Raw genomic sequence first — 20,395 nt, 5'->3', positions numbered from 1 at the left:
GGGGATTATCGCCCTGCCGGCGCCTCGTCGGCGGGCGGGCTGCTCTTGCGGACGTTCTTCAGCCGGTACAGATCCCGGTCCGCCTCGGTGAGCATCTTGGCGAACGAGCCCGGCTCGTAGGCGGGTCCGACCGCGATGCCGGTGCTGACGTGTACCGGGCCGTCCCCGCGGAGGGTGTCGGCCAGCGCGCGAGCCTGACTCTCGTCGTACCCGGAGACGATGGCCACGAACTCATCACCACCGAGCCGTCCGACGAGAGCGGACGCGGGTAGCTGCCGGGTCCAGCGCCGGGTCAGCTGCATGAGCACGCTGTCTCCGGCGGCGTGCCCGTCGCGGTCGTTCACGGATTTGAAATCGTCGATGTCCAGCACGATGACGGCCAGCGATTCCCCGCGCCGCCGTGCGCGCGGCAGCAGGTCGTCGAGTTCCCGGTTCAGCCCGGCACGATTCCACACGGCGGTCAGCGGGTCACGCAGGGCCGCCTCCATCAGGGCCGCGTGCAGTAATCCCAGCAGCTCGGCGGCACCCAGGATGCACACCGGGAACAGCAGGTACCACAACCATGGGACGGGTGCCGGGGCGATCCACATACCCACGCTGACCCCGGCGGCGAGCAGGGCGCCGACCACCCGCGCGGTCGTGGGCCGGTGCCAGCTGCGCACGAAGACGGCGATGAGGATCAACGGGACCAACGCCCATACCTGCGCGGCCGGCTCTTGATGGCCCAGCACCGCGGCCAGGGGTGCGATACACGCGCACACCAGGGCCACCGTGTAGCGCCAACCGCACAGCTGCCGCGGCAGGGCGGCCAGCAGCCCGACCACACTCAGTGCCACCGAGATCCATTCGCCCCACGCATCTGGCCGGCCGAACGCGGTCGCGATGGCCAGGACGTAGAGCACCAGCCCGGTCGTCAGGTAGATGAGCAGCATCTGGCGACGCAGCACCGTATTCAGAACCGGCACACCCACCCCGTCCCCACCCGCGTTGATCAGCAAACCATTGTGCACATTCCTACCGAATTGCGGTACGGGATGGGTGAGAGCGTCGAATGGACGGGCGTCCAACGCCTGTCAGGTTGACGGCGTCCCGCTACCGGCGCGTCGGCGGGCGGCAGCCAGCGAATTCCGCGCAAGCGCTGGCGGTCCGGTACTCGGTGTTGGGCCGCGCCCAGGAGATCTGGCAAACTTCGACCGACGGTCCGACACCTGTGGTCCGACCGCCGGCGAGTCAGCTTCCGAGAACCCGTATTCTTTCCCGGCTCCGCGATAGCAACGGCGGTGTCCCTCCAAATCTGCGGTCCGAACACGTGTACGCCGATCGTGCGACACATGTGGCAAAAACTGACAGAATTGCAGATTCCCACTAACGTACGCGTTAATATTCTGTTCGCTGTGATGTCCGTCACGGCGTGGGCCATACCGGCAACGAAATGAAGTGGGGAAACATCGATGGCAGGTGGGCACCGGTTGCCGAAGGGCGCCAAGACGAATCGGTCAGGCAGCGGACGTCGCGGCAGCCACCGCGCCAAGAGCACGCGCCCGGAACCGTACGCCTGGCTGGGTGCGAGCGCGGTGACCCTCGGCCTGGGCGCTGCCCTGGCCAGCGGCACCGGGGTCGCCTACGCCGATGACGGTGCCACCGGTTCGACGTCGACGAGCAGCCAGTCGTCCACGCCGACCGGTCAGAGCTCTTCGGAGAACGACAGCTCCTCGCCGAACGATTCGTCCACCACCGGGCCGCAGACCACAAACGAGCCCGAAGAGTCGACCGAGGACGACACCGGCATCGACGTCGGCCTCCCGGACCCGGAAGAAGCCGACACCACCAAGAAGAACACCCGGGGCACGCACGTCCGCGGCGCGAAGTCCGTTCTGCAGAACCGGCTTTCGGCGGCCACAGCCGCCAGTGAGATCGCCAAGACGCCCGAGGTCAGTGTCGCCGCCACCGAGGACTCTCTCCAGGATCCGGGCGCACCGCAGGCGGGCGCCACCTCCACCACGCCGGAGGTGGCTTCCTCGCCGAGTGTCACCACCTACGCGTCGACATCGTCGACGACGTCCCTGGCCGGCGCCAACCAGATCTCCTCCAACGCAGCTGCCGCGGCCGACCCGGCGCCGGTCCCGAAGGCGATCGCCGTTCCGGTCCTGAAGTTCGTCGGCGGAATCCTGAACCTGTTCGGGGTCAACACCAATTCCCCGCTGCCGCAACTGGATGTGGGCCTTGCCGCGGCATGGACCTGGTTCCGGCAACTGCAGACCGAGTGGGGCATCGCGCCGCCGACCGGTGTCACCGCCACGCCCACCGAGCCGGACCCGGAAACCGGCACGGTCACCGGATTCCTGAGCGCCAACAATCCGTCCGGCCTGGCGCTGACCTACACGGTGGCCATCGATCCCCTGCTCGGTGAGGTCACGCTGGGCGCCAACGGCGCGTTCAGTTACACCCCGTCGGAAGCGGCGCGACTGGCCGCCATCATCGCGCCCCTCAGCGATATCTTCACCGTCACTGTCTCCAATGGCATTGCGTCCAACTACGCACTGGTCACGGTGCCGATCGGTGCGACGACCGCCGGCACCCCGGGCATTCCGGCGACCGTGTCGCAGAGCACCAACACCACAACAGGTTTGGTGACGGGTCAGGTCGGTTCGACCGGGCCTGCCGGGCACACCTTGACCTACCAGGTGCTGACCTCCACGCTGGGCGGCCAGCTGACCTTCAACACCGCGACCGGCGAATACACCTATCAGCCGTCGGCCCTGGCGATGGCGCTGGCCGGCCTGGGGATCGGGCCGGTCTCCGACGTGTTCACGGTGGTCGCCAAGAACGGCTCGCTGACGAGTCTGCCGGGGATCATCACGGTGCCGATCACCGCGGGCAACGCGACCCCGGGAACCCCGGTCTCGGTGTCCCAGAGCACAAACCCGGCCACCGGTTTGGTGACCGGCCAGCTCGGATCGAATGATCCGGCCGGGCAGACGCTGTCCTACGACGTGCTCACGTCGACGTTGGGCGGCACGCTGACGCTCAACAGCAACACCGGCGCCTACACCTATCAGCCCTCGGCGCTGGCCATGGCCTTGGCCGGTCTGGGCATCGGGCCGGTGTCCGATGTGTTCACGGTGGTCGCCAGCAACGGCGTCCTCACCAGCCTGCCTGCCATCATCACGGTGCCCATCACGGCGGTCGATGCGACGCCGAGCGCACCGACCACTGTCTCACAATCCACCAGTCCGGCAACGGGTTTGGTGACCGGCAGTGTGGGGTCCACGGATCCGGCGGGTCAACCGCTGACCTACAACGTGATCACCTCGACGCTGGGCGGCACGCTGACCTTCAACAGCCAGACCGGTGGGTACACCTATCAGCCGTCCGCGCTGGCGATGGCGCTGGCCGGTGCCGGCATCGGCCCGGTCTCCGATGTGTTCACGGTGGTCGCCAGCAACGGCGTCCTCACCAGCATGCCGACCATCATCACCGTGCCGATCACGGCGGCAAACGGCAAGCCGGGCACGCCGGTCGGCGGGTCGCAGACCACCAATGCGGGAAGTGGTCTGGTCACGGGCAGTGTGTCGGCCACCGACCCGATCGGTCAGGGCGTCACCTACGAGATCATCACCTCGACCATCGCGGGCACCCTGAACTTCAACGGAGCCACCGGCGCGTACACCTACACGCCGTCGGCGGCGGCGCGGACGCTGGCCTCGGCCGGGGTGACCACACCCGATGTCTTCACGGTGGTGGCTCGGAATGCCGCGGGGACGAGCAGCATTGCGACCATCACCGTGCCGATCGCGCCGAACCCGGCACCGCCGAGCGCCCCGTCGAAGGGCTCGCACACGATCAACACCGGTAACGGGTTGGTGACCAGCTCGGTCTCCGCGACCGATCCGTCCGGCCTCCCGCTGACGTACTCCGTCACCACGGGCGCGGTCAGTGGCACCGTGGTGATGAACTCGAACGGTTCCTTCACTTACCTGCCGACGACTGCGGCCCGCAGAGCATCGGCCTTAGCGGATCTGGTCGGCGACCCCCTCTCCGATATCTTCACGGTGACCGTCTCCAACGGCTACAGCAGCAACTTCGCCATCATCACCGTGCCGATAAGCCCGAGGCTCTGACAGATCCGGCGGGCAGGTTCGATCGGTGACGGTCGGACCTGCCCGTTCGGCGTCTGAGGGTGGTTAGGCTCGATCCCATGGCAACCGAGATCACCGTGCGCGGGTCGTTTTCCGCCTTCCAGCCGCCCGAGCGGGGGACCGTGCGGGCGTCGATCACCTACGAGGGCGCGGACATGGGAACGGTGTATGACCGGGTGGCCCACGATCTCGCCGCGGTGAAAGCCTCGGTCACCCGGCTGCAGGCCCTCGATCCGGCACCGGTCACCTGGTGGTCGGCCGGCCAGTTGCGCACCTGGTCACAGCGGCCGTGGCACAAGGACGGCAAGCAGTTGCCGATGGTGCACCACGCCGGGGTCGACATCGACGTGAAGTTTCGTGACTTCGAGGCACTGTCGCGGTGGGTCGGTGAACATGTTTCCGGCACCGGCGGATTCCGGGTGGCCCAGGTGGTCTGGGCGCTCACCGCCGCCCGCCGCGACGCCTTGTTCGCCGATGCCCGTACCCGCGCCGTGCGTGATGCCGTGGCCCGGGCCCAGCAGTACGCGGACGCCCTCGAGCTCGATACGGTGCGGCCGGTGGCGATCGCCGACGCCGGAATGCTTGCTGCGCAATCGCATCCAGAAGGCGGCCACAGCGGTACCTTCCTGCGGGCAGCGGCAAGTCCGGCCGGCGGCGGCGATGTCGAACTGCTCCCCGAGGACATCGAGGTGGCCGCGACGGTCGACGCCCGGTTTCTCGCCGGCGGACCCTAGCCGAAGGCGTTGTGCAGGAACGGGGTCGAATCGACCAGCGAGGCCAGCACCGTCCCGCTGTGGTCTTCCTCCGGGTAGATGCGCAGTTCGACATTCTGGTTGTTGGCCACCAGCTGGTCGTAGAACGCCAAGGTGGACGCCGGCGGGACGTCCCGGTCCAGCAGACCCACCCCGAGGAAGATCGGCCGGTCGTATCCCGAGACCGGCGTGCCCATGAAATCGTGCAGCGCGTCCTCGATCCCGGGGATCGAGAGCAGCGGTGCCGAGAACATGTCGGCCGGGCGCAGTTGTGCCAGTTCGTCGGTGAGCGGATGCACGCACACCGTCTCGGCGCGGGCGGCGGCGTTCAGGCCCGCCGGGGACAAGACACTGTTGACGTCCAGATCGGGCCGCGCCTCGCGCAGTGCGGCGATGATGTAGGCCGTATAGGCGTTGGCCACCGGCCCGAGCTCGGGCAGTTGGAGATCGGGTCCGGCCTGGGCGACGAACTTCTGGATGTTCGCCGGGGTGCCGGTGGCGACCACGCCGCGGTAGTCCAGCCCACTGCCCGCGCTGAATTCGGTGGCCCAGCGGGCACTGGCGACGGCTGCGCCACCGCCCTGGGACTGGCCGACGATGGCCCACTTCGGGGACAGCGCGATGTCCATCCGGTGGGCGGCGATCACCGAGTCGATGACGCCGTGGGCGGTGGTGACGCTGTTGAGGTAGCTCATCAGACCCGGGGTGCCGAGCCCGGCGTAGTCGCTGGCGACGATGACGTATCCCTGGTTCAGCCAGTGCGACAGGTATTCGTCGTCGCGCGGGATGCGGGGTAGCGCCGACGGGGTGCAGTCGTCGCCCAGACCGACGGTGCCGTGCGCCCAGGCGATCACCGGGTAGCCGCCCGGCGGTGCCGGCGTGCGCGGGAGGAACACCGCGGCGGTGCTCACCGCGGGGGCATCGTGCTGGTCGGTGGTGGAGTACAGGATCCGGTAGCCGGCGCCGGCGCCGGCGACGGACAGTTCCGGTGCCAGCGGGACGCTTTCGATGAGGTTGCCGGGCGCCGGGATGGGGCCCGCGTAGTGGCGGGCGTCCAGCCCGGACCAGTTCGGCGCCGCGGCGTGCGCAACGCCGGGCACTGTGAGGACGACTGCAAGGGCGAGCAACAGAGTGGCGCGCAGCGCGCGTCGCAGACCGGCCATGCCCGACACCCTAAGCGGCGGCCCGCGGTCCTCCTCGCGGGACTCAGACTCACCCCGAGCTTAATCTTGACTAATTCCAGAAAACGGGACAGACTCGCAGCGTGGACACGACAGCGGACTTTCAGCAGATGCTGCGGGGAGCCTCGCTGCGCGTGACCCGTCCCCGGGTGGCGGTGCTCGGCGCCGTTTCCCGGCATCCGCACGCCGATACGGACTCGGTCATTCGCGCGGTACGCGCGGAATTGCCCGAGGTGTCGCACCAGACCGTCTATGACTCGCTCAACGCGCTGACTGCCGCCGGCCTGGTGCGCCGCATCCAACCGTCCGGTTCCGTGGCGCGCTATGAGTCACGTGTCGGGGACAACCACCATCACGTCGTGTGCCGAACGTGTGGGGTCATCGCCGACGTCGACTGCGCGGTCGGGGAAGCCCCCTGCCTGACCGCCTCCGATGATCTCGGGTTCGCCATCGATGAGGCCGAGGTCATCTACTGGGGCCTGTGCCCCGATTGCATCACCGCACAGAGCGTTTCGAAGTAACCAACCAGTCCGACAGCCCCGGAGAGGATCTACACAGTGCCTGAGGATCGACCCATCGAAGACAGCCCGCCGATCGGCGAGGCTCAGACCGATCAGACCGAGGGTGGCTGCCCGGCCGGTTTCGGCAAGGTCAAGCCGCCGGTGGCCGGTGGCAGCAACCGTGACTGGTGGCCCGACCAACTCAACCTGAAGATCCTGCAGAAGAACCCCGACGTGATCAACCCGCTGGGCGCGGACTTCGATTACGCCACCGCGGTGCAGTCGCTGGACGTCGACGCGGTGCGCGCCGACATCATCGACGTGATGCACACCTCGCAGGAATGGTGGCCCTCCGACTTCGGCCATTACGGCCCGTTCTTCATCCGCATGACCTGGCACGCCGCCGGCACCTACCGCGTGCAGGACGGACGTGGCGGTGGCGGCACCGGTATGCAGCGTTTCGCCCCGCTGAACAGCTGGCCCGACAACGTCAGCCTGGACAAGGCCCGCCGCCTGCTGTGGCCGGTCAAGCAGAAGTACGGCAAGAACCTCTCCTGGGCCGACCTGCTGGTCTACGCAGGCAACGTCGCGCTGGAGGACATGGGCTTCCGAACCGCCGGTTTCGCGTTCGGTCGCGAGGACCGCTGGGAGCCGGAGGAGGACGTCTACTGGGGCCCCGAGCTGGAATGGCTCGACGACAAGCGCTACACCGGTGAGCGCGATCTGGAGAACCCGCTGGCCGCGGTCCAGATGGGCCTGATCTACGTGAACCCCGAAGGCCCGGGCGGCAATTCGGATCCGCTGTCCTCGGCGGCAGACATCCGCGACACGTTCGGCCGGATGGCGATGAACGATATCGAGACCGCGGCACTGATCGTCGGCGGCCACACCTTCGGCAAGACCCACGGCAACGGTGACGCCGAGCTCGTCGGGCCCGAGCCCGAGGCGGCACCCCTGGAACTGCAGGGTCTGGGCTGGCACAACCCGCAGGGCACCGGCGTCGGCATGGACGCCGTCAGCAGTGGCCTGGAGGTCATCTGGACCCACACGCCGACCAAGTGGGACAACAGCTTCCTGGAGATCCTGTACGGCAACGAGTGGGAGCTGTTCAAGAGCCCGGCCGGGGCCAACCAGTGGCGTCCCAAGGACGGCGGCTGGGCGAACTCGGTGCCGACCGCGGACCTCAAGGGCCGCACCCACCCGTCCATGCTGACCTCCGATCTGGCGCTGCGCGTCGACCCGTCCTACGAGAAGATCACCCGCCGCTGGCTGGATCATCCCGAGGAGCTGGCGCAGGAGTTCGCCAAGGCCTGGTTCAAGTTGCTGCACCGCGACCTGGGCCCGGTGGCGCGTTACCTCGGACCCGAGGTGCCCAAGGACACCTGGCTCTGGCAGGACCTGATCCCGGCGGGCAAGACGCTGTCCGACGCCGACGTGGCGACGCTCAAGAGCGCCATCTCCGCTTCGGGTCTGACTGTCTCGCAGCTGGTTTCGACCGCGTGGAAGGCCATCTCGACCTTCCGTGAGAGCGACAAGCGCGGCGGTGCCAACGGTGGCCGTCTGCGTCTGCAGCCGCAGCTGGGCTGGGAGGTCAACGAGCCCGACGAGCTGGCTCAGGTGATCGCCAAGCTCGAGGACATCCAGGCCTCGGCCGGCGTCGACGTGTCCTTCGCCGACCTGGTCGTGCTGGCCGGCAACGTCGGTGTCGAGACCGCGGCCAAGGCCGCCGGTCACGACGTGACGGTGCCGTTCACCTCCGGCCGCGGCGACGCCACCCAGGAGCAGACCGACGTCGAGTCGTTCTCCTACCTGGAGCCCAAGGTCGACGGCTTCCGTAACTTCCTGGGCAAGGGTCTGCGTCTGCCCGCGGAGTACTACCTGATCGACCGTGCCAACCTGCTCGACGTCTCGGGCCCGGAGCTCACCGCGCTCGTGGGTGGCCTGCGGGTGCTGGACACCAACTTCGGTGGTTCCCAGCACGGCGTGTTCACCGCCAAGCCGGGCGCGTTGACGAACGACTTCTTCGTCAACCTGCTCGATCAGGGCATCAAGTGGGAGCCCTCTTCGGCCGACGACGGCACCTACGTCGGCACCGAGCGGGCCACCGGCACGCAGAAGTACACCGGTACCCGCAACGATCTGGTGTTCGGCTCCAACTCGCAGCTGCGGGCGTGGGCCGAGGTGTACGCCGAGAATGGTTCGGAGGAGAAGTTCGTCAAGGACTTCATCGCCGTGTGGGCCAAGCTGGCCGACGCCGACCGATTCGATCTGAACTAACTGCAGCCCTCATTCCAGGCCGGTTCCCTTCGGGGGGCCGGCCTGGATGTGGTTAGTGGGCTTTTTCCTTGCCGAACGGGAGCACGTGCACGATCGCTGCGACGATGGCGCCGATCACCAGACCGACGACCGCCGAGATCCCGGTGTTGACCAGCCAGCCCACCCCGCCCTCGGCGACGCCCACGGCGTGCGACACCCAGTGTTCGGCGTCGTGCACCAGGTCGTACGGCGGCCGCAGACCGGCCTCGTAGCTCTGCGCGAGCAGGATGTGCCCGCCGACCCACAGCATCGCGACGGTGCCGATGATCGACAGCGCCGAGAGCACCTTGGGCATCGCGGCGACCAGGCCGCGGCCCAGCTTCTGGGCGAACGCCGAGGACCGCTGCGCGAGCGCCAGGCCGGCGTCGTCCATCTTCACGATCAGCGCGACGACGCCGTACACCGCCGCCGTGATCACGATGGCGACGACGATCAGGCTGGCCAGGCGCAGCCAGAACGTCTGGTCGGCCACCTCGTTGAGCGCGATGACCATGATCTCGGCGGACAGGATGAAGTCGGTGCGGATGGCACCCGAGGTCATCGTCTTCTCGGCGTCCTCACCGGCCACCGCCACGGGTGTGGCGTGGGCGTCGTGACCGGAAATCCAACCCCACACCTTCTCGGCGCCCTCGAAGCAGAGGAACGTCGCACCCGCCATCAGCAGATAGGGCAGCGCCCACGGCGCGAAGATGCTGAGCAGCAGCGCCGCCGGGAGGATGAACACCAGCTTGTTGCGCAGCGATCCAATGGCAATGCGCTTGATCATCGGCAGCTCGCGGGAGGCGCTGATGCCCTGCACATATTGCGGTGTCACGGCGGTGTCGTCGATCACCACTCCGGCGGCCTTGACCGTGGCCTTGCCCGCCGCGGCGCCGATGTCGTCGATCGACGCGGCGGCCAGGCGGGCCAGGACGGCAACATCATCGAGGAGTGCGAACAGTCCTGCGCTCATGTACCGAAGGCTAGCCGGTACAGGACAGCTGTGCGTACCCGCTCGTTGTAACAGAGCACTTGCTCTGTTACGGTCGTGCGGTGCCCCGCCCCCGCGTGTACGACCTGGACACCGTGCTCGACGCGGTGGAGTCCCTGGTGGCCGCCCAGGGTCCCGCGGCGGTGACGGTGCGAGCCGTGGCCACGGCCGCCGGGGTGTCCAATGGCGCGCTCTACCATAATTTCTCGTCACGCTCGGAGCTGATGGGTCGCGCCTGGCTACGGGCAGGAACCCGGTTCCTGGCCAGGCAGCGCGCAGCTGTCGGCAGCGCCGCCGGCGTCGAGGCCGTGGTGGCCGCCGCTCAGGCACCCGGTGCTTTCGCCGAACACCACCCCGAATCGGCGCGGCTGGTTCTCACGGTGCGGCGGGAGGAGATCCTCGGACCCGAACTGTCCGAGCAGCTCGCCGCCGAGCTGCTCGGACTGGACGCCCTGCTGGTGACGGTGATGATCGAACTCGCCGAGCAGCTGTGGGACCGCCGCGACGCCGCCGCGGTCGACACCATCACCGCCTGCATCGTCGATCTGCCGACCGCCCTCCTGCTCAGCCGCGACCGGCTGCACGACCCGACCGCACGCGCGCAGCTGGGTGCTGCGGTGCGTGCGGTGCTCGCGACCGGACCCGCACCACGAAAGGAAAAACACCGATGACACCAACCCTGGACCAGGTGGACGGTATCGCCGTCCTGACCCTCGGCGACGACGAGAACCGCTTCACCCCCGACTTCCTGGAGACCGTGCACGCACTGCTCGATCAGGTGCTGGCCGACGGGGCAACCGGCCTGGTCACCACGGCGACCGGCAAGTTCTACACCAACGGACTGGACCTGGACTGGCTGGCCGCCCACGGCGAGCAGACCCAGTGGTACGTCGGGCAGGTGCAGACGCTGCTGGCGCGCGTGCTCACGCTTCCCATCCCCACGGTCGCCGCCATCGTCGGGCACGCCTTCGGCGCCGGGGCGATGCTCGCCACCGCCCACGACTTCCGGGTGATGCGGACCGACCGCGGATACTTCTGTTTCCCCGAGGCCGACATCCGGATTCCCTTCACTCCCGGCATGGCCGCACTGATCCAGGCGAAGCTGACACCGCAGGCGGCCGTCGCCTCGATGACCACCGCCCGCCGGTTCGGCGCGCCGGACGCCAAGGCCTACGGGATCGTGGACGCCGTCGCCGACGAGGGAGCGATCACCACCGCCGCGCTGGATCTGTTGCGGCCCTTGGCCGGAAAGGACCCGGGCACCCTCGGGGCGATCAAGACGACGATGTTCGGCCCGGCCGCCGAGACACTCACGGCCGCCGCAGCACCCCGTTGAGTACCAGGTCGGACAACTGACCGGCTGCGGCGTCGGCATCGGCGACCCGCCGCACGCACACCGCGTACCAGGCGCCACCGGCGATCACGTCCATCACGGTGTCGGCGTCGACCTGGCGGGCCGCCCCGTTCGCCACCGCCGCGGACACCCGATCGGACAGGTCGTGCCGTGCGGTCGCCTCCAGCCGGTCACTGATCACCCGGCGCATGGAACGGTCGGCGCGTAGATCGGCGAGCAGGCCCGGAATCGATTCCCGCACCGCCGGATCGGCGTACATCCGGATCGCGCCGCGGCACAACCGGGTGATCTCGGCGACGAGATCGTCCTCGGGCGTGTCCGGGCCCAGATCGGGGAAGACCGCCTCGTGCACCAGCGCGGCCTTCGAGCGCCAGCGCCGGTACACCGCGGGCCTGCTCACCCCGGCCGTCGACGCGATCAGGTCGATGGTGGTGGCGGCGTAGCCGCGCTCGACCAGCAGGGTGCGGGCCGCGGCCAGCACCGCGGTATCGATGGCCGGGTCGCGGCGTGAGCCCTGCCTGCGGTGCCGCGACGCTGTCTCGCTGATTTCGGCCTCCCCACCCGGATTTGTCGATACAGTCTGTCACAACAAACCCGGATGAGTGAGGCCCACCATGAATCTCGATCTGGCCCCCGTCGGTGCCGACGGCCATCACCTCTACACCTGTCCGCTGTGTGAAGCCATGTGCGGCTTGGACATTCACGTCGCAGAGGGCAAGGTCGCCGGGATCCGCGGCAACCCGGACGACACCTGGAGCCACGGACACATCTGCCCGAAGGGCGCCACCCTCGGCGCCGTGCACGAGGACCCGGACCGTATCCGGCGACCGATGATCAAGGTGGACGGCCAGTGGCAGGAGGTCAGCTGGGAGGTGGCGTTCCGGCGGTGCACCGAACTGCTGGCGCCGGTCATCGCCGAACACGGCATCGGGGCGGTCACCGCCTATACCGGTAACCCGCTGGCGCATTCGTTCTCGCTGGCCCGCTACGCGGGCATCCTGCTGGGCATGTCCGGTATCCCGCTGACCTATTCGCCGGGCACCGTCGACCAATGGCCGAAGAACCTGACCTCGCACCTGATGTACGGCGGGTGGTGGTCGGTGCCGGTGCCCGATATCCAGCACACCGACCTGTTCGTGGTGATGGGCGCCAATCCCGCTGCCTCGCAGGGATCGTTGATGGCCGCCCCGGACGTCATGGGAATCATCGACGGTATCCGTGAGCGCGGCAAGGTGATCGTCATCGACCCGGTGCGCACCATGACCGCGGCCCGCGCCGACGAATGGCTGGCAATCCGGCCCGGCACCGATGCGGCGTTCCTGCTTGCCGTCGTGCACACCTTTTTCGCCGAGAACCTCGTCGACCTCGGTTCTGCCGCCCCCCACGTGGACGGACTCGCCACCATGGCGCAGGTCGCCGCGGACTGGACCCCTGAGCGGGTGGCGGCGTTCACCGGAATCTCTGCGGACCGTATCCGGGGCCTGGCGCGCGAGCTCGCCGCCACCCCGCGCGCCGTGGTGTACGGCCGGATCGGGTTGTGCAATCAGGAGTTCGGCAGTCTGGCCAGCTGGCTGGTCGATGTCGTCAACATCCTCACCGGGCATTTCGACACCCGCGGCGGCCTGATGTTCCCGCAACCGACCGCCTGGTCCATCACCACTCAGCCGCTGCCCGGCCTCGAGGACGGGATGCCCGAGTTCGGGCGTTTCCGCACCCGGGTGCGCGGCGCGAAGGAAGTGCTGGGGCAGGTGCCGGTGTCGTGTCTGGCCGAGGAGATCGCCACACCGGGGGAGGGCCAGATCAGGGCGCTCATCACGGTGGCCGGTAACCCGGTGCTGTCCACGCCGGGTGGGCACCGCCTCGATGCGGCGCTACCGGGCCTGGACGCGATGATCTCGGTTGACCTGTGGCTCAACGAAACCACGCGGCACGCCGATGTCATCCTGCCCGGGCTCTCCCCGCTGGAGCAGCCGCACCATGACGATCTGATCCTGCAGTTCGCGGTCAACAGCATCGCCAACTATTCGGCGCCGGTGTTCGTGCCCGAGGACCCGGACCGGCCCGAGGAATGGGAGATCCTGATCCGGCTGACCGGCCTGTGTACCGGCACTCCCGCCGAGGACGTCGACGTCGCCGCCATCGACGACGGCTTCTTCGACTACATGGCCTTCACCCAGGGATTCGACGGCGCGGCCATCCGCAGCCACTACACGCACGGCGGGCCGGAACGGGTCCTCGACCTGACGCTGCGGACCGGCCCGTTCGGCGACCGCTACGGTGAGCGGCCCGACGGGCTGACCCTCGACACGCTCAAGGCCGAACCCAACGGCATCAACTTCGGCCCGATGCAGCCGCGACTGCCCGACGTACTGGGCACCTCCGACGCCAAAGTCCGTCTGGCGCCGCAGTATCTGCTCGACGACCTACCGCGGCTGGCGTCCCGGCTGGACCGTGACCCCGAGGAACTGGTGCTGGTCAGCCGGCGGCATCTGCGCTCCAACAACTCCTGGCTGCACAACGTCGGGCCGCTGATGAAGGGCCGCGACCGGTGCACCCTGCTCATGCACCCGGCCGACGCCGGCCGGCACGGCATCACCGACGGCGCACTGGTACGGGTGGCGTCCTCGGCCGGGGCCCTCGAGGTGCCGGTGGAGGTGACCGAGGCCATCCGGGAGGGCGTGGTGTCGATGCCGCACGGCTGGGGGCACGGGCAGCCGGGCACCAGGATGGCGGTGGCCAACACCTCACCCGGGGTGAACACCAACATCTTGTCCCCGCCCACCTTCCTGGACGAGCCGTCGGGCAACGGGGCGCTCAATGGCATCCCGGTGACGGTCAGTGCGTCGACAGCCTGATAAGGATTGATCATGGGAACCAATCAGCGCGCCAAGATCGTGATGGCCGATGACGAGATCACCGAGTTCATCGACCGCAGCCGCACCGCCACCATGGCGACGGTGCTGCCCAACGGCCGGCCCCATCTGGTGGCCATGTGGTACGCCGTCCTCGACGGTGAGATCTGGTTCGAGACCAAGGCCAAATCGCAGAAGGCGGTGAACCTGCGCCGCGATCCGACCATCACCGTGATGATCGAGGACGGCCACACGTATGACACCCTGCGCGGCGTGTCCATCGACGGCACCGCGGAGATCGTCGATGACCCCGAGACCAATCTTCGGGTCGGCATCAGTGTGTGGGAGCGCTACACGGGCCCCTACACCGAAGAGATGAAACCCTTTGTCGAGCAGATGATGAACAACCGGGTGAGTGTCCGGGTGGTGGAGTCGCGGCGGCGCAGCTGGGACCACCGCAAGCTGGGCATGCCCGCCGTACCGCTCGGCGGCAGCACCGCCCAGTATCTCGGTCAGTGATCCGGCGGCGCGAAGCCGGGGCTGAGCAGCGCGGTGGCGATGCCGCTGCCGATCGGGCCGAGCCGGTCGAACAGCGTCGCCGTCCCGGTGGCGACACCCGCATGGCTGTAGTGCGTCAGCGCGCTCAGCCCGATCTCCGGGCTCTCGGGTAACCGGCTCAGGGTCAGCGTGTAGTCGGCATTGATGTAGAGCAGCCCGTCCGGCCCGAAGTGGGTCAGCGAGCTGACCACATCGCCGGCCATCGCGGCGCGGGTGAACGGTGTCATGGGCTGCTCGTCGACCAGCGGCGTGACGTTGTGCACCCAGATGTGTTTGGGTCCGATGTGCCGCCAGGCGCTCAGATCGGAACTGGTGCCGGCGCCGTGCGCCACCAACTGCATCGACGCATCGCTGAGCGGGTGGTCCGGTCCGGGTGCGGCAGGGATGTCGATCGGGGTGGTCCAGACGCCCGTCGGCGATGCGGGTCCGCGACGCAGCAGCACCATGCTGGCACGCGCCACCACCTCGCCGCTTTGAAGTGCTTGGGCATCAACGACTTTGATTCGCCGCCCGGCCCGGATGGCCTCGGCGCGAATAGTCAGCGGGGCCAGCGCGGCGGGCCGGAACAGATCGACGGTCAGTCGGGCCGGCTGTAGCTCCGGATCGCCGAAGTCCCGATCCAGGACGAATCCCAGCAGCCCACCCAGGACGTTTCCGCTGATGGTCTCGCCCCACGGACCCTTGGCGATACTGGTGGGGACGAAGGCGTCACCGTCGGCGAGGTAATACGCCGTCGGCAGCGCGCTCACCCCTGGTACTCGGGGTGCTTGCCGATGTACTGCGTCACCATCGAGCAGTGCGACGCGATGCGCAGATCGGCGGCACGGGCGGCCTGTAGCGCCTCGGCGACCAGGATGGTGGCCAGGCCGCGTCCGCCGAACGCGGGATCGACCTCGGTGTGGGTGAACGTGCGCACGCCGTCCCGATCGTAGAAGTCGATCAGCCCGACCTGTCGACCGTCGACCGAGATGGTGAACTGGTTGTCACCGGCGGCGACGATGGCCTGCGCGCCGGTGCTGTCGGTGTGGTCAGCGGACACGAGGTTTGAGCCTAGTGCCGGGCATTGCCGGAGCGGGAAGTCGGGGGACGGCACCTTGGTATCCGGTGACCGCACCGAATCTGTCGGCACCGTCCTGCCAGGCCTGCCGGTAGGCGACGATCTCATCGTGGCTGCGGCCGACGAAGTTCCACCACATGAGCAGGGCCTCGCCGAACGGCGGGCCGCCCAGCAGGATCAGCCGGGCCGGCGCGTCTCCGCGGTTGATGATCTCCAAGCGATCCCAGCCGGGGGACTGATAGGCGAGATCCGCGCGTTGCAGGACGGTGCCGCCGACGTCGACGTCACCGTCGTCGAGCAGCACGCCGTGCTCGAAACCGGGATCCACGTCCAGGGTCACGGTCGCGCGCGGGTCGATATCGAGCTGCGCGCCGAGTAAGGGTGTGAAGGTGTGCACCGGTGAACGACTGCCGGCCAGTTCGCCGAGGAAGACTCGCAGGGTCGCTCCGTGCACGGTGGTGGCCTCGGGCACATGGTGGGCGAAGTCGCGGCCGGTGTCGCGGTCGGAGTCCGGCAATGCGACCCACAGTTGCACGCCGTGCAGGATGGCGGCGGCCGGGGTGGAGACTTCCGAATGGCAGATGCCGGCGCCGGCCGTCATCAGGTTGAGTTCACCGGGTCGCACCATGGCGTGCACGCCTGCGCTGTCCCGGTGCTCGATCTCACCCTCGAAAAGCCAACTCACCGTCTGTAATCCGGTGTGCGGGTGGGGCGGCACATCCATACCCGCCGAGGACCGGACGTCATGGGGACCATAGTGGTCGGCGAAGCACCACGCACCGATCATGGAGCGCTGTTTCGCGGGCAGGGTGCGGCGGACCAGCATGGCCCGTGGCCCGCCGAGCGGGACTTCGCGTGCTTGCAGTACGCCGGTGAATCGCGATGCGCGACAATCGACTTCGTCGGGCTCGGGATCGACGTTGCTCACCGGCTCAACCTTAGCCTCGCGCTCGCAGTGCTGCCGGGAAAAGTTGGGGGACGGTGCCGGCATGGCGCCTCTCGGCAAGTGGTCGCACGAAGCGACGGTTTTCTAAGTGGTACCCGGGGCATGACCGGCACCGTCGGAGTGTTCAACCCGCGCCGGGCCGCGACTATTCCGCACCACCCACGGTGACCACGATCACCCTCGACGGCCGTCAAAATTGACGCCGGAGAAGCTAAGGTTTTACTGGCGAGTAACTTCTGAAGGGTTGGCGAAATGGCGCGTCGGGGCGCAAAAGTGCTGCTTGCGGCGTTGGTGGCGTTCTCGGCCAGTGCCGGCGTGGCGGTAGCGGCGCCGGCCGGCGCCGCGGCGATGCCGATGACCAGCATCGTGCGGGCCTGCGACTTCAGCGTTTCGGAGCACACCTGGCGGACCGGCTACGCCCGCGCAGTCGCCTACGTGCATCCGGCCACCGCCGATTCGGTCGCGATCGACGTGCAGCTGCAGACGGCGCTGCCCAACACCGACTACTACGTCAAGGTCTTCCAGATGCCCCGCGGTTCGGCGGATTGTGGCGTAGCCCCTGTTCGGGTGCGCACCGACGGCGCGGGCGCCGCGTACGTCACCGTCACCACCCCTATCGACTCCGGCACCACCGGCGTCTGGGCATCGGTGGAGCGTCCCTCCCCGTTCTCGCAGCAGCCCGCCGAGGTCTACACCTCGGATTTCATCGCCAAGGTCTGATCCGCGCCTTCGCCGGGGCGCCACTCCCGCTGCCGGCCCCTCAAAACGGCAGCGGGAGCGGCAGGTCTAGGCGGACTCCAGGAAGAGCCTGCGCATCCGCACCGGATACCCGTTGCGTTCGGCGAGTGAGCGCAGCTGGCGCAGCGCGAAGGTGCGGCCGCGGCCGGATTCGGGAACGGCGATACCCGCCCAGATTCCTTCGGCGCGGGGCAGTTCGCAGGCTTCCCGTGCGCACGCCCAACGCCGCGGGCACATCCGGCAGATCGCCTTGGCCTGCTCGTCTTCGGTGTTGGTCCAGAGGTCGGGATTGCGGGTGCATTCGCCGACCGGCAGTCCGTCCATGCCCAGTGCATTCATGGTGTGTCTCCTTGTGCGGCGGCTCAACTGCCGCGTTGCAGACGAATGTAGAACACAAACCGTAGCGTTGCAACAGTTTGAAGGAGTGAATCGGGGCGCTGCGGCCTGGTCGGCGCTGCGCCGAGGGCTTGTAAGCGCCCTTGAACTCGGGTTTATCGGGAAATGCGGGGCCTTGGACGCTACGGTTTCTCGGCGGCGATGACCGGTCGAAACTGAAGCGAATACGCGGAAATGCCACCCCAAGCCATAGCACTGCTCTAGGTTTGGCTAGCATCAGCGGATCACAACCGGCCTCCAGGAGGGACGTACGCGTGGTCGAAGCCGAACCCGGTGACGACCCCGGCATGGTGCGCGCGGGAGCTGCCGCAGCAGCGCGTCGCCGCGAGCTCAACGTCAGCCAGCGCAGTCTGGCCGCCGACGGCGTGATCAACGCCGGAGCTCTCATCGCGTTCGAGAAGGGCCGCAGCTGGCCGCGGCAAGCCACCAGAGCCAAACTGGAGTCGGTGCTGCAATGGCCCCCGGGTGCCATCGAACGCATCCGCCGCGGAGATCCGGCAGCGGGTTCCGCACCTCGTCGCGTGGCCGGGCCACCTGCGATGGGACCCGCCGACGAGGTCCCGTTGATTGCGCAGGCGGTCGTCGCCGCGGCCAACACGTTCGCCTCGACGATCGATGCGCTGCCCCCGGTCACCGAGTCCGAATTCACCCCGCGTGCCACCGCCATCCTGGGCGATCTGCGTCAGCTGGAGGCGGTCGCCGCGCGCGCCGCGCGCATCCAGGTGACGCCCGAACTCATCCGGGCACTCAGCACGGTCCGCACCCGTATCGACGAGCTGACGATGCGCGCAGCGACCGCCCCGACAGCGACGGTGGGGCAGCGGCTCTATGCCGCGCGCCGGCGCGCCAACCTGACGATCGGGGAAACCGCGCAGGCGGCCGGCGTCGTCGAGGACGTGATCGTGCAGATCGAGGCCGATCAGCCGGTGTCGTCCGCCGACATCGGCGCCGTCGAGCAGCTCATCACCCAGATCGACTGGCGCTGAGCGTAGTTCAGAAACGTTCCCGGTTGCGGTCGTCGATGGTCGGGAAATGTGCGGCCAGCGCGGCGGCGATCTCGAGGAACTTGCGCCGCGTCTGCGTCGACATCACCCGGGTACCGGCGATCACGCCGCCGGGGCGCAGGTTCCCGTCGAAGGGCACCTCCACCACCGTCTGGCCCTGGCCCGAGAACTGCTGGGCCAGGATCCCGCGGGTGCGCTTGTCGGCGTGACCGTCGGAATCGTTGAGCACCACCACGGTGCGTCGCAACAGGCTGGTCAGCCCGCGGTTGGCCAGCCAGTCCATGGTCTGCCCGGCCGCGGCGGCACCGTCCACCCACGGTGAGGAGACCACGATCAGTGCGTCGAGGTCGCGCAGCACCTCTTGGGTGACGGCGCTGTCCATGGTGGAGCTGCAGTCGACGATCGAGATGCTGAAGTAGCGGTCCAGCCGTGCGGTGGCCTCGCGGTAGATGGCCGGGTCGAGTACCCGCCGGCGTGCCGGGCTGCCCTCGCCGGCCAGGACGAACAGACCGGCGGCGTTGTTGCCGACCCGGCTACGGATATCGGCGAACGTCTCCAGGTGCTGATCCGAGGCCAGCTCCCAGTACGAACCCACGGCCTTGGGATCCACCCGGCTGCCGAGCTTGCCGAAGGCGGTGTCGGCATCGACGGCCACCACCCGGTCATCCTGACGGAGTTCCGCGAAAACCGAGCCCACACTGGCCGATACGGTCGTCTTTCCGACGCCACCCTTGCCGAGAACCCCGATCTTGTAGTGACCGCGCAGCACCCCGCGGATCCGGGCCTCCAGTTCGGCCTGACGCAGTTCATCGGGGGACGGCCCCAGATTGATCAGACCGAACGAGGCCTGGAACAACAGCCGTCGCCAGCCCCGGCCGGGCGGGACCCGCTGGACCGGAACCAGATCGTGGACCGGGATGCGGTCGGCATACGAGCCCGGCGGCGGCGGAGGCACGCGGCCGGGCGGCGGCCAGGACGGCGGCGGGTACGGCTGCCCGGGTCCTGGCGTGCCGGGGATCGGAGGCCGGTTCGGGGGTGGACCGGGAACTGGCGGACGTCCCGGTGGCGGTCCCTGCGTTGGCCAGGTGGCCGGTGGTGCCGTCGGCCGCTGAGGCGGAATGGGACCGGTGTCGGCGCCGTGTGTCCTCGACTCCTGGGCCGGCGGCACGAAATCGACCGGCGGGCGCGTCGGCACCGGCTCGGGCACGGGCTTGGCGCTCTTCTCCGGGCCGGGCTCGTAATCGGACTCCACGGGCCCGGTCCAACCCAGCTCGTGGCGCAGTGCGTCATCGCGGTCGCTCATCGCGGACCTCCTCCTGGGCTGCTGTCGAGTCTTTTCACCGGCCTGCACCAGTATCAACCACCGCGCCGTGGGGTTCGGGTGCGGCCGTGCCGGGACCACCGGAAGCAATCGGGATCGGCCCAGGTGGCGAGCGAAAATTAGTGCATCGGGGGGTGCTCGGCCGCTGTTAGGGTCGATGGAGGGGAAGGGATTCGGTGACGGCAGCCGGCTCGCCGCGGCGGGTCGGCAATTGGTGTGAGAAGCGAAGGGGACGAGACAGTGAGTCGAGCCGCCTTTACGGTAAATCCGGAGAATCGGCCCGCGCCGGCAGCAACGACGCGACGATTGTC

The 20,395-nt window shown here is 68.5% G+C and carries 19 protein-coding genes; 10 read left to right on the top strand and 9 right to left on the bottom strand.

Annotated elements, in window-relative coordinates; translation table 11 throughout:
• Window positions 1-5 precede the first annotated feature (5 nt).
• Window positions 6-965, bottom strand: a complete 960-nt coding sequence (locus ASE48_RS21215; RefSeq protein WP_235571413.1) for a GGDEF domain-containing protein — start codon at window positions 963-965, stop codon at window positions 6-8.
• A 486-nt stretch (window positions 966-1,451) separates the two neighbouring features.
• Between ASE48_RS21215 and ASE48_RS21210 the strand changes: the two genes are divergently transcribed.
• A complete protein-coding gene (locus ASE48_RS21210) occupies window positions 1,452-4,121 on the top strand; it encodes an Ig-like domain-containing protein (protein WP_156409308.1) in 2,670 nt (889 codons plus the stop codon).
• Window positions 4,122-4,198: 77 nt separating this feature from the next.
• A complete protein-coding gene (locus ASE48_RS21205) occupies window positions 4,199-4,873 on the top strand; it encodes an SIMPL domain-containing protein (protein WP_057169126.1) in 675 nt (224 codons plus the stop codon).
• Here the strand turns inward: ASE48_RS21205 and ASE48_RS21200 are convergent.
• Complete coding sequence (locus ASE48_RS21200; RefSeq protein WP_082614329.1) at window positions 4,870-6,054, bottom strand: alpha/beta hydrolase family protein; 1,185 nt, start codon at window positions 6,052-6,054, stop codon at window positions 4,870-4,872. The two genes, ASE48_RS21205 and ASE48_RS21200, sit on opposite strands and share 4 nt — an antisense overlap.
• Before the next feature lie 128 nt (window positions 6,055-6,182).
• On the opposite strand from ASE48_RS21200, the gene ASE48_RS21195 reads away from it, so the two are divergent.
• Complete coding sequence (locus tag ASE48_RS21195; protein ID WP_442928751.1) at window positions 6,183-6,593, top strand: Fur family transcriptional regulator; 411 nt, start codon at window positions 6,183-6,185, stop codon at window positions 6,591-6,593.
• Between the two features lie 36 nt (window positions 6,594-6,629).
• Window positions 6,630-8,849: a catalase/peroxidase HPI gene (gene katG / locus ASE48_RS21190; RefSeq protein ID WP_057169124.1), complete on the top strand. Its 2,220-nt coding sequence runs from the start codon at window positions 6,630-6,632 to the stop codon at window positions 8,847-8,849.
• A gap of 52 nt (window positions 8,850-8,901) precedes the next feature.
• On the opposite strand, the gene ASE48_RS21185 is transcribed toward katG, so the two are convergent.
• Window positions 8,902-9,840, bottom strand: a complete 939-nt coding sequence (locus ASE48_RS21185; protein ID WP_057169123.1) for a DUF808 domain-containing protein — start codon at window positions 9,838-9,840, stop codon at window positions 8,902-8,904.
• A gap of 80 nt (window positions 9,841-9,920) precedes the next feature.
• On the opposite strand from ASE48_RS21185, the gene ASE48_RS21180 reads away from it, so the two are divergent.
• Together ASE48_RS21180 and ASE48_RS21175 are read left to right on the top strand one after the other, a co-directional pair.
• Window positions 9,921-10,529, top strand: a complete 609-nt coding sequence (locus tag ASE48_RS21180; protein WP_057169122.1) for a TetR/AcrR family transcriptional regulator — start codon at window positions 9,921-9,923, stop codon at window positions 10,527-10,529.
• Complete coding sequence (locus ASE48_RS21175) at window positions 10,526-11,194, top strand: enoyl-CoA hydratase-related protein (protein ID WP_057169121.1); 669 nt, start codon at window positions 10,526-10,528, stop codon at window positions 11,192-11,194. The genes ASE48_RS21180 and ASE48_RS21175 overlap by 4 nt, the downstream gene beginning before the upstream one ends.
• Here the strand turns inward: ASE48_RS21175 and ASE48_RS21170 are convergent.
• On the bottom strand, window positions 11,169-11,693 hold the full coding sequence (locus ASE48_RS21170; RefSeq protein ID WP_442928742.1) for a TetR/AcrR family transcriptional regulator: 525 nt from the start codon (window positions 11,691-11,693) through the stop codon (window positions 11,169-11,171). The genes ASE48_RS21175 and ASE48_RS21170 overlap by 26 nt on opposite strands.
• A 133-nt stretch (window positions 11,694-11,826) precedes the next feature.
• Here ASE48_RS21170 and ASE48_RS21165 point away from each other — a divergent pair, with 133 nt between their 5' ends.
• Together ASE48_RS21165 and ASE48_RS21160 are read left to right on the top strand one after the other, a co-directional pair.
• Complete coding sequence (locus ASE48_RS21165; protein ID WP_200962221.1) at window positions 11,827-14,067, top strand: molybdopterin-dependent oxidoreductase; 2,241 nt, start codon at window positions 11,827-11,829, stop codon at window positions 14,065-14,067.
• 12 nt (window positions 14,068-14,079) lie between these two features.
• On the top strand, window positions 14,080-14,583 hold the full coding sequence (locus ASE48_RS21160) for a pyridoxamine 5'-phosphate oxidase family protein (protein ID WP_057169119.1): 504 nt from the start codon (window positions 14,080-14,082) through the stop codon (window positions 14,581-14,583).
• On the opposite strand, the gene ASE48_RS21155 is transcribed toward ASE48_RS21160, so the two are convergent.
• The 3 genes from ASE48_RS21155 to ASE48_RS21145 are packed head-to-tail and all read right to left on the bottom strand — an operon-like array spanning window position 14,577 to window position 16,607.
• Window positions 14,577-15,371 carry an acyl-CoA thioesterase domain-containing protein gene (locus ASE48_RS21155; protein WP_156409307.1) on the bottom strand — a complete coding sequence of 265 codons (795 nt, stop codon included), beginning with the start codon at window positions 15,369-15,371 and terminating at the stop codon, window positions 14,577-14,579. The two genes, ASE48_RS21160 and ASE48_RS21155, sit on opposite strands and share 7 nt — an antisense overlap.
• The gene (locus tag ASE48_RS21150) at window positions 15,368-15,661 is read right to left on the bottom strand and encodes a GNAT family N-acetyltransferase (RefSeq protein WP_057169118.1); all 294 of its coding nucleotides are present in this window, start codon (window positions 15,659-15,661) and stop codon (window positions 15,368-15,370) included. The genes ASE48_RS21155 and ASE48_RS21150 overlap by 4 nt, the downstream gene beginning before the upstream one ends.
• Window positions 15,651-16,607, bottom strand: coding sequence for a pirin family protein (locus ASE48_RS21145; RefSeq protein ID WP_057169117.1), 957 nt, complete (start codon window positions 16,605-16,607; stop codon window positions 15,651-15,653). The genes ASE48_RS21150 and ASE48_RS21145 overlap by 11 nt, the downstream gene beginning before the upstream one ends.
• Window positions 16,608-16,877: 270 nt before the next feature.
• Between ASE48_RS21145 and ASE48_RS21140 the strand changes: the two genes are divergently transcribed.
• On the top strand, window positions 16,878-17,345 hold the full coding sequence (locus ASE48_RS21140) for a hypothetical protein (protein ID WP_082614328.1): 468 nt from the start codon (window positions 16,878-16,880) through the stop codon (window positions 17,343-17,345).
• 66 nt (window positions 17,346-17,411) lie between these two features.
• On the opposite strand, the gene ASE48_RS21135 is transcribed toward ASE48_RS21140, so the two are convergent.
• Complete coding sequence (locus ASE48_RS21135) at window positions 17,412-17,702, bottom strand: WhiB family transcriptional regulator (protein ID WP_057169115.1); 291 nt, start codon at window positions 17,700-17,702, stop codon at window positions 17,412-17,414.
• Between the two features lie 344 nt (window positions 17,703-18,046).
• Between ASE48_RS21135 and ASE48_RS21130 the strand changes: the two genes are divergently transcribed.
• Window positions 18,047-18,745 (top strand): transcriptional regulator, encoded by a 699-nt coding sequence (locus ASE48_RS21130; protein WP_156409328.1) that lies wholly within the window; start codon window positions 18,047-18,049, stop codon window positions 18,743-18,745.
• 7 nt (window positions 18,746-18,752) lie between these two features.
• On the opposite strand, the gene ASE48_RS21125 is transcribed toward ASE48_RS21130, so the two are convergent.
• Window positions 18,753-20,066 (bottom strand): MinD/ParA family ATP-binding protein, encoded by a 1,314-nt coding sequence (locus tag ASE48_RS21125; RefSeq protein WP_082614327.1) that lies wholly within the window; start codon window positions 20,064-20,066, stop codon window positions 18,753-18,755.
• Between the last annotated feature and the right edge of the window lie 329 nt (window positions 20,067-20,395).

This window comes from Mycobacterium sp. Root265, assembly GCF_001428895.1.
Taxonomy (GTDB): domain Bacteria; phylum Actinomycetota; class Actinomycetes; order Mycobacteriales; family Mycobacteriaceae; genus Mycobacterium.
The sequence above is the reverse complement of the archived record's forward strand: the minus strand, read 5'-3'. Positions and strand labels throughout refer to the sequence as shown.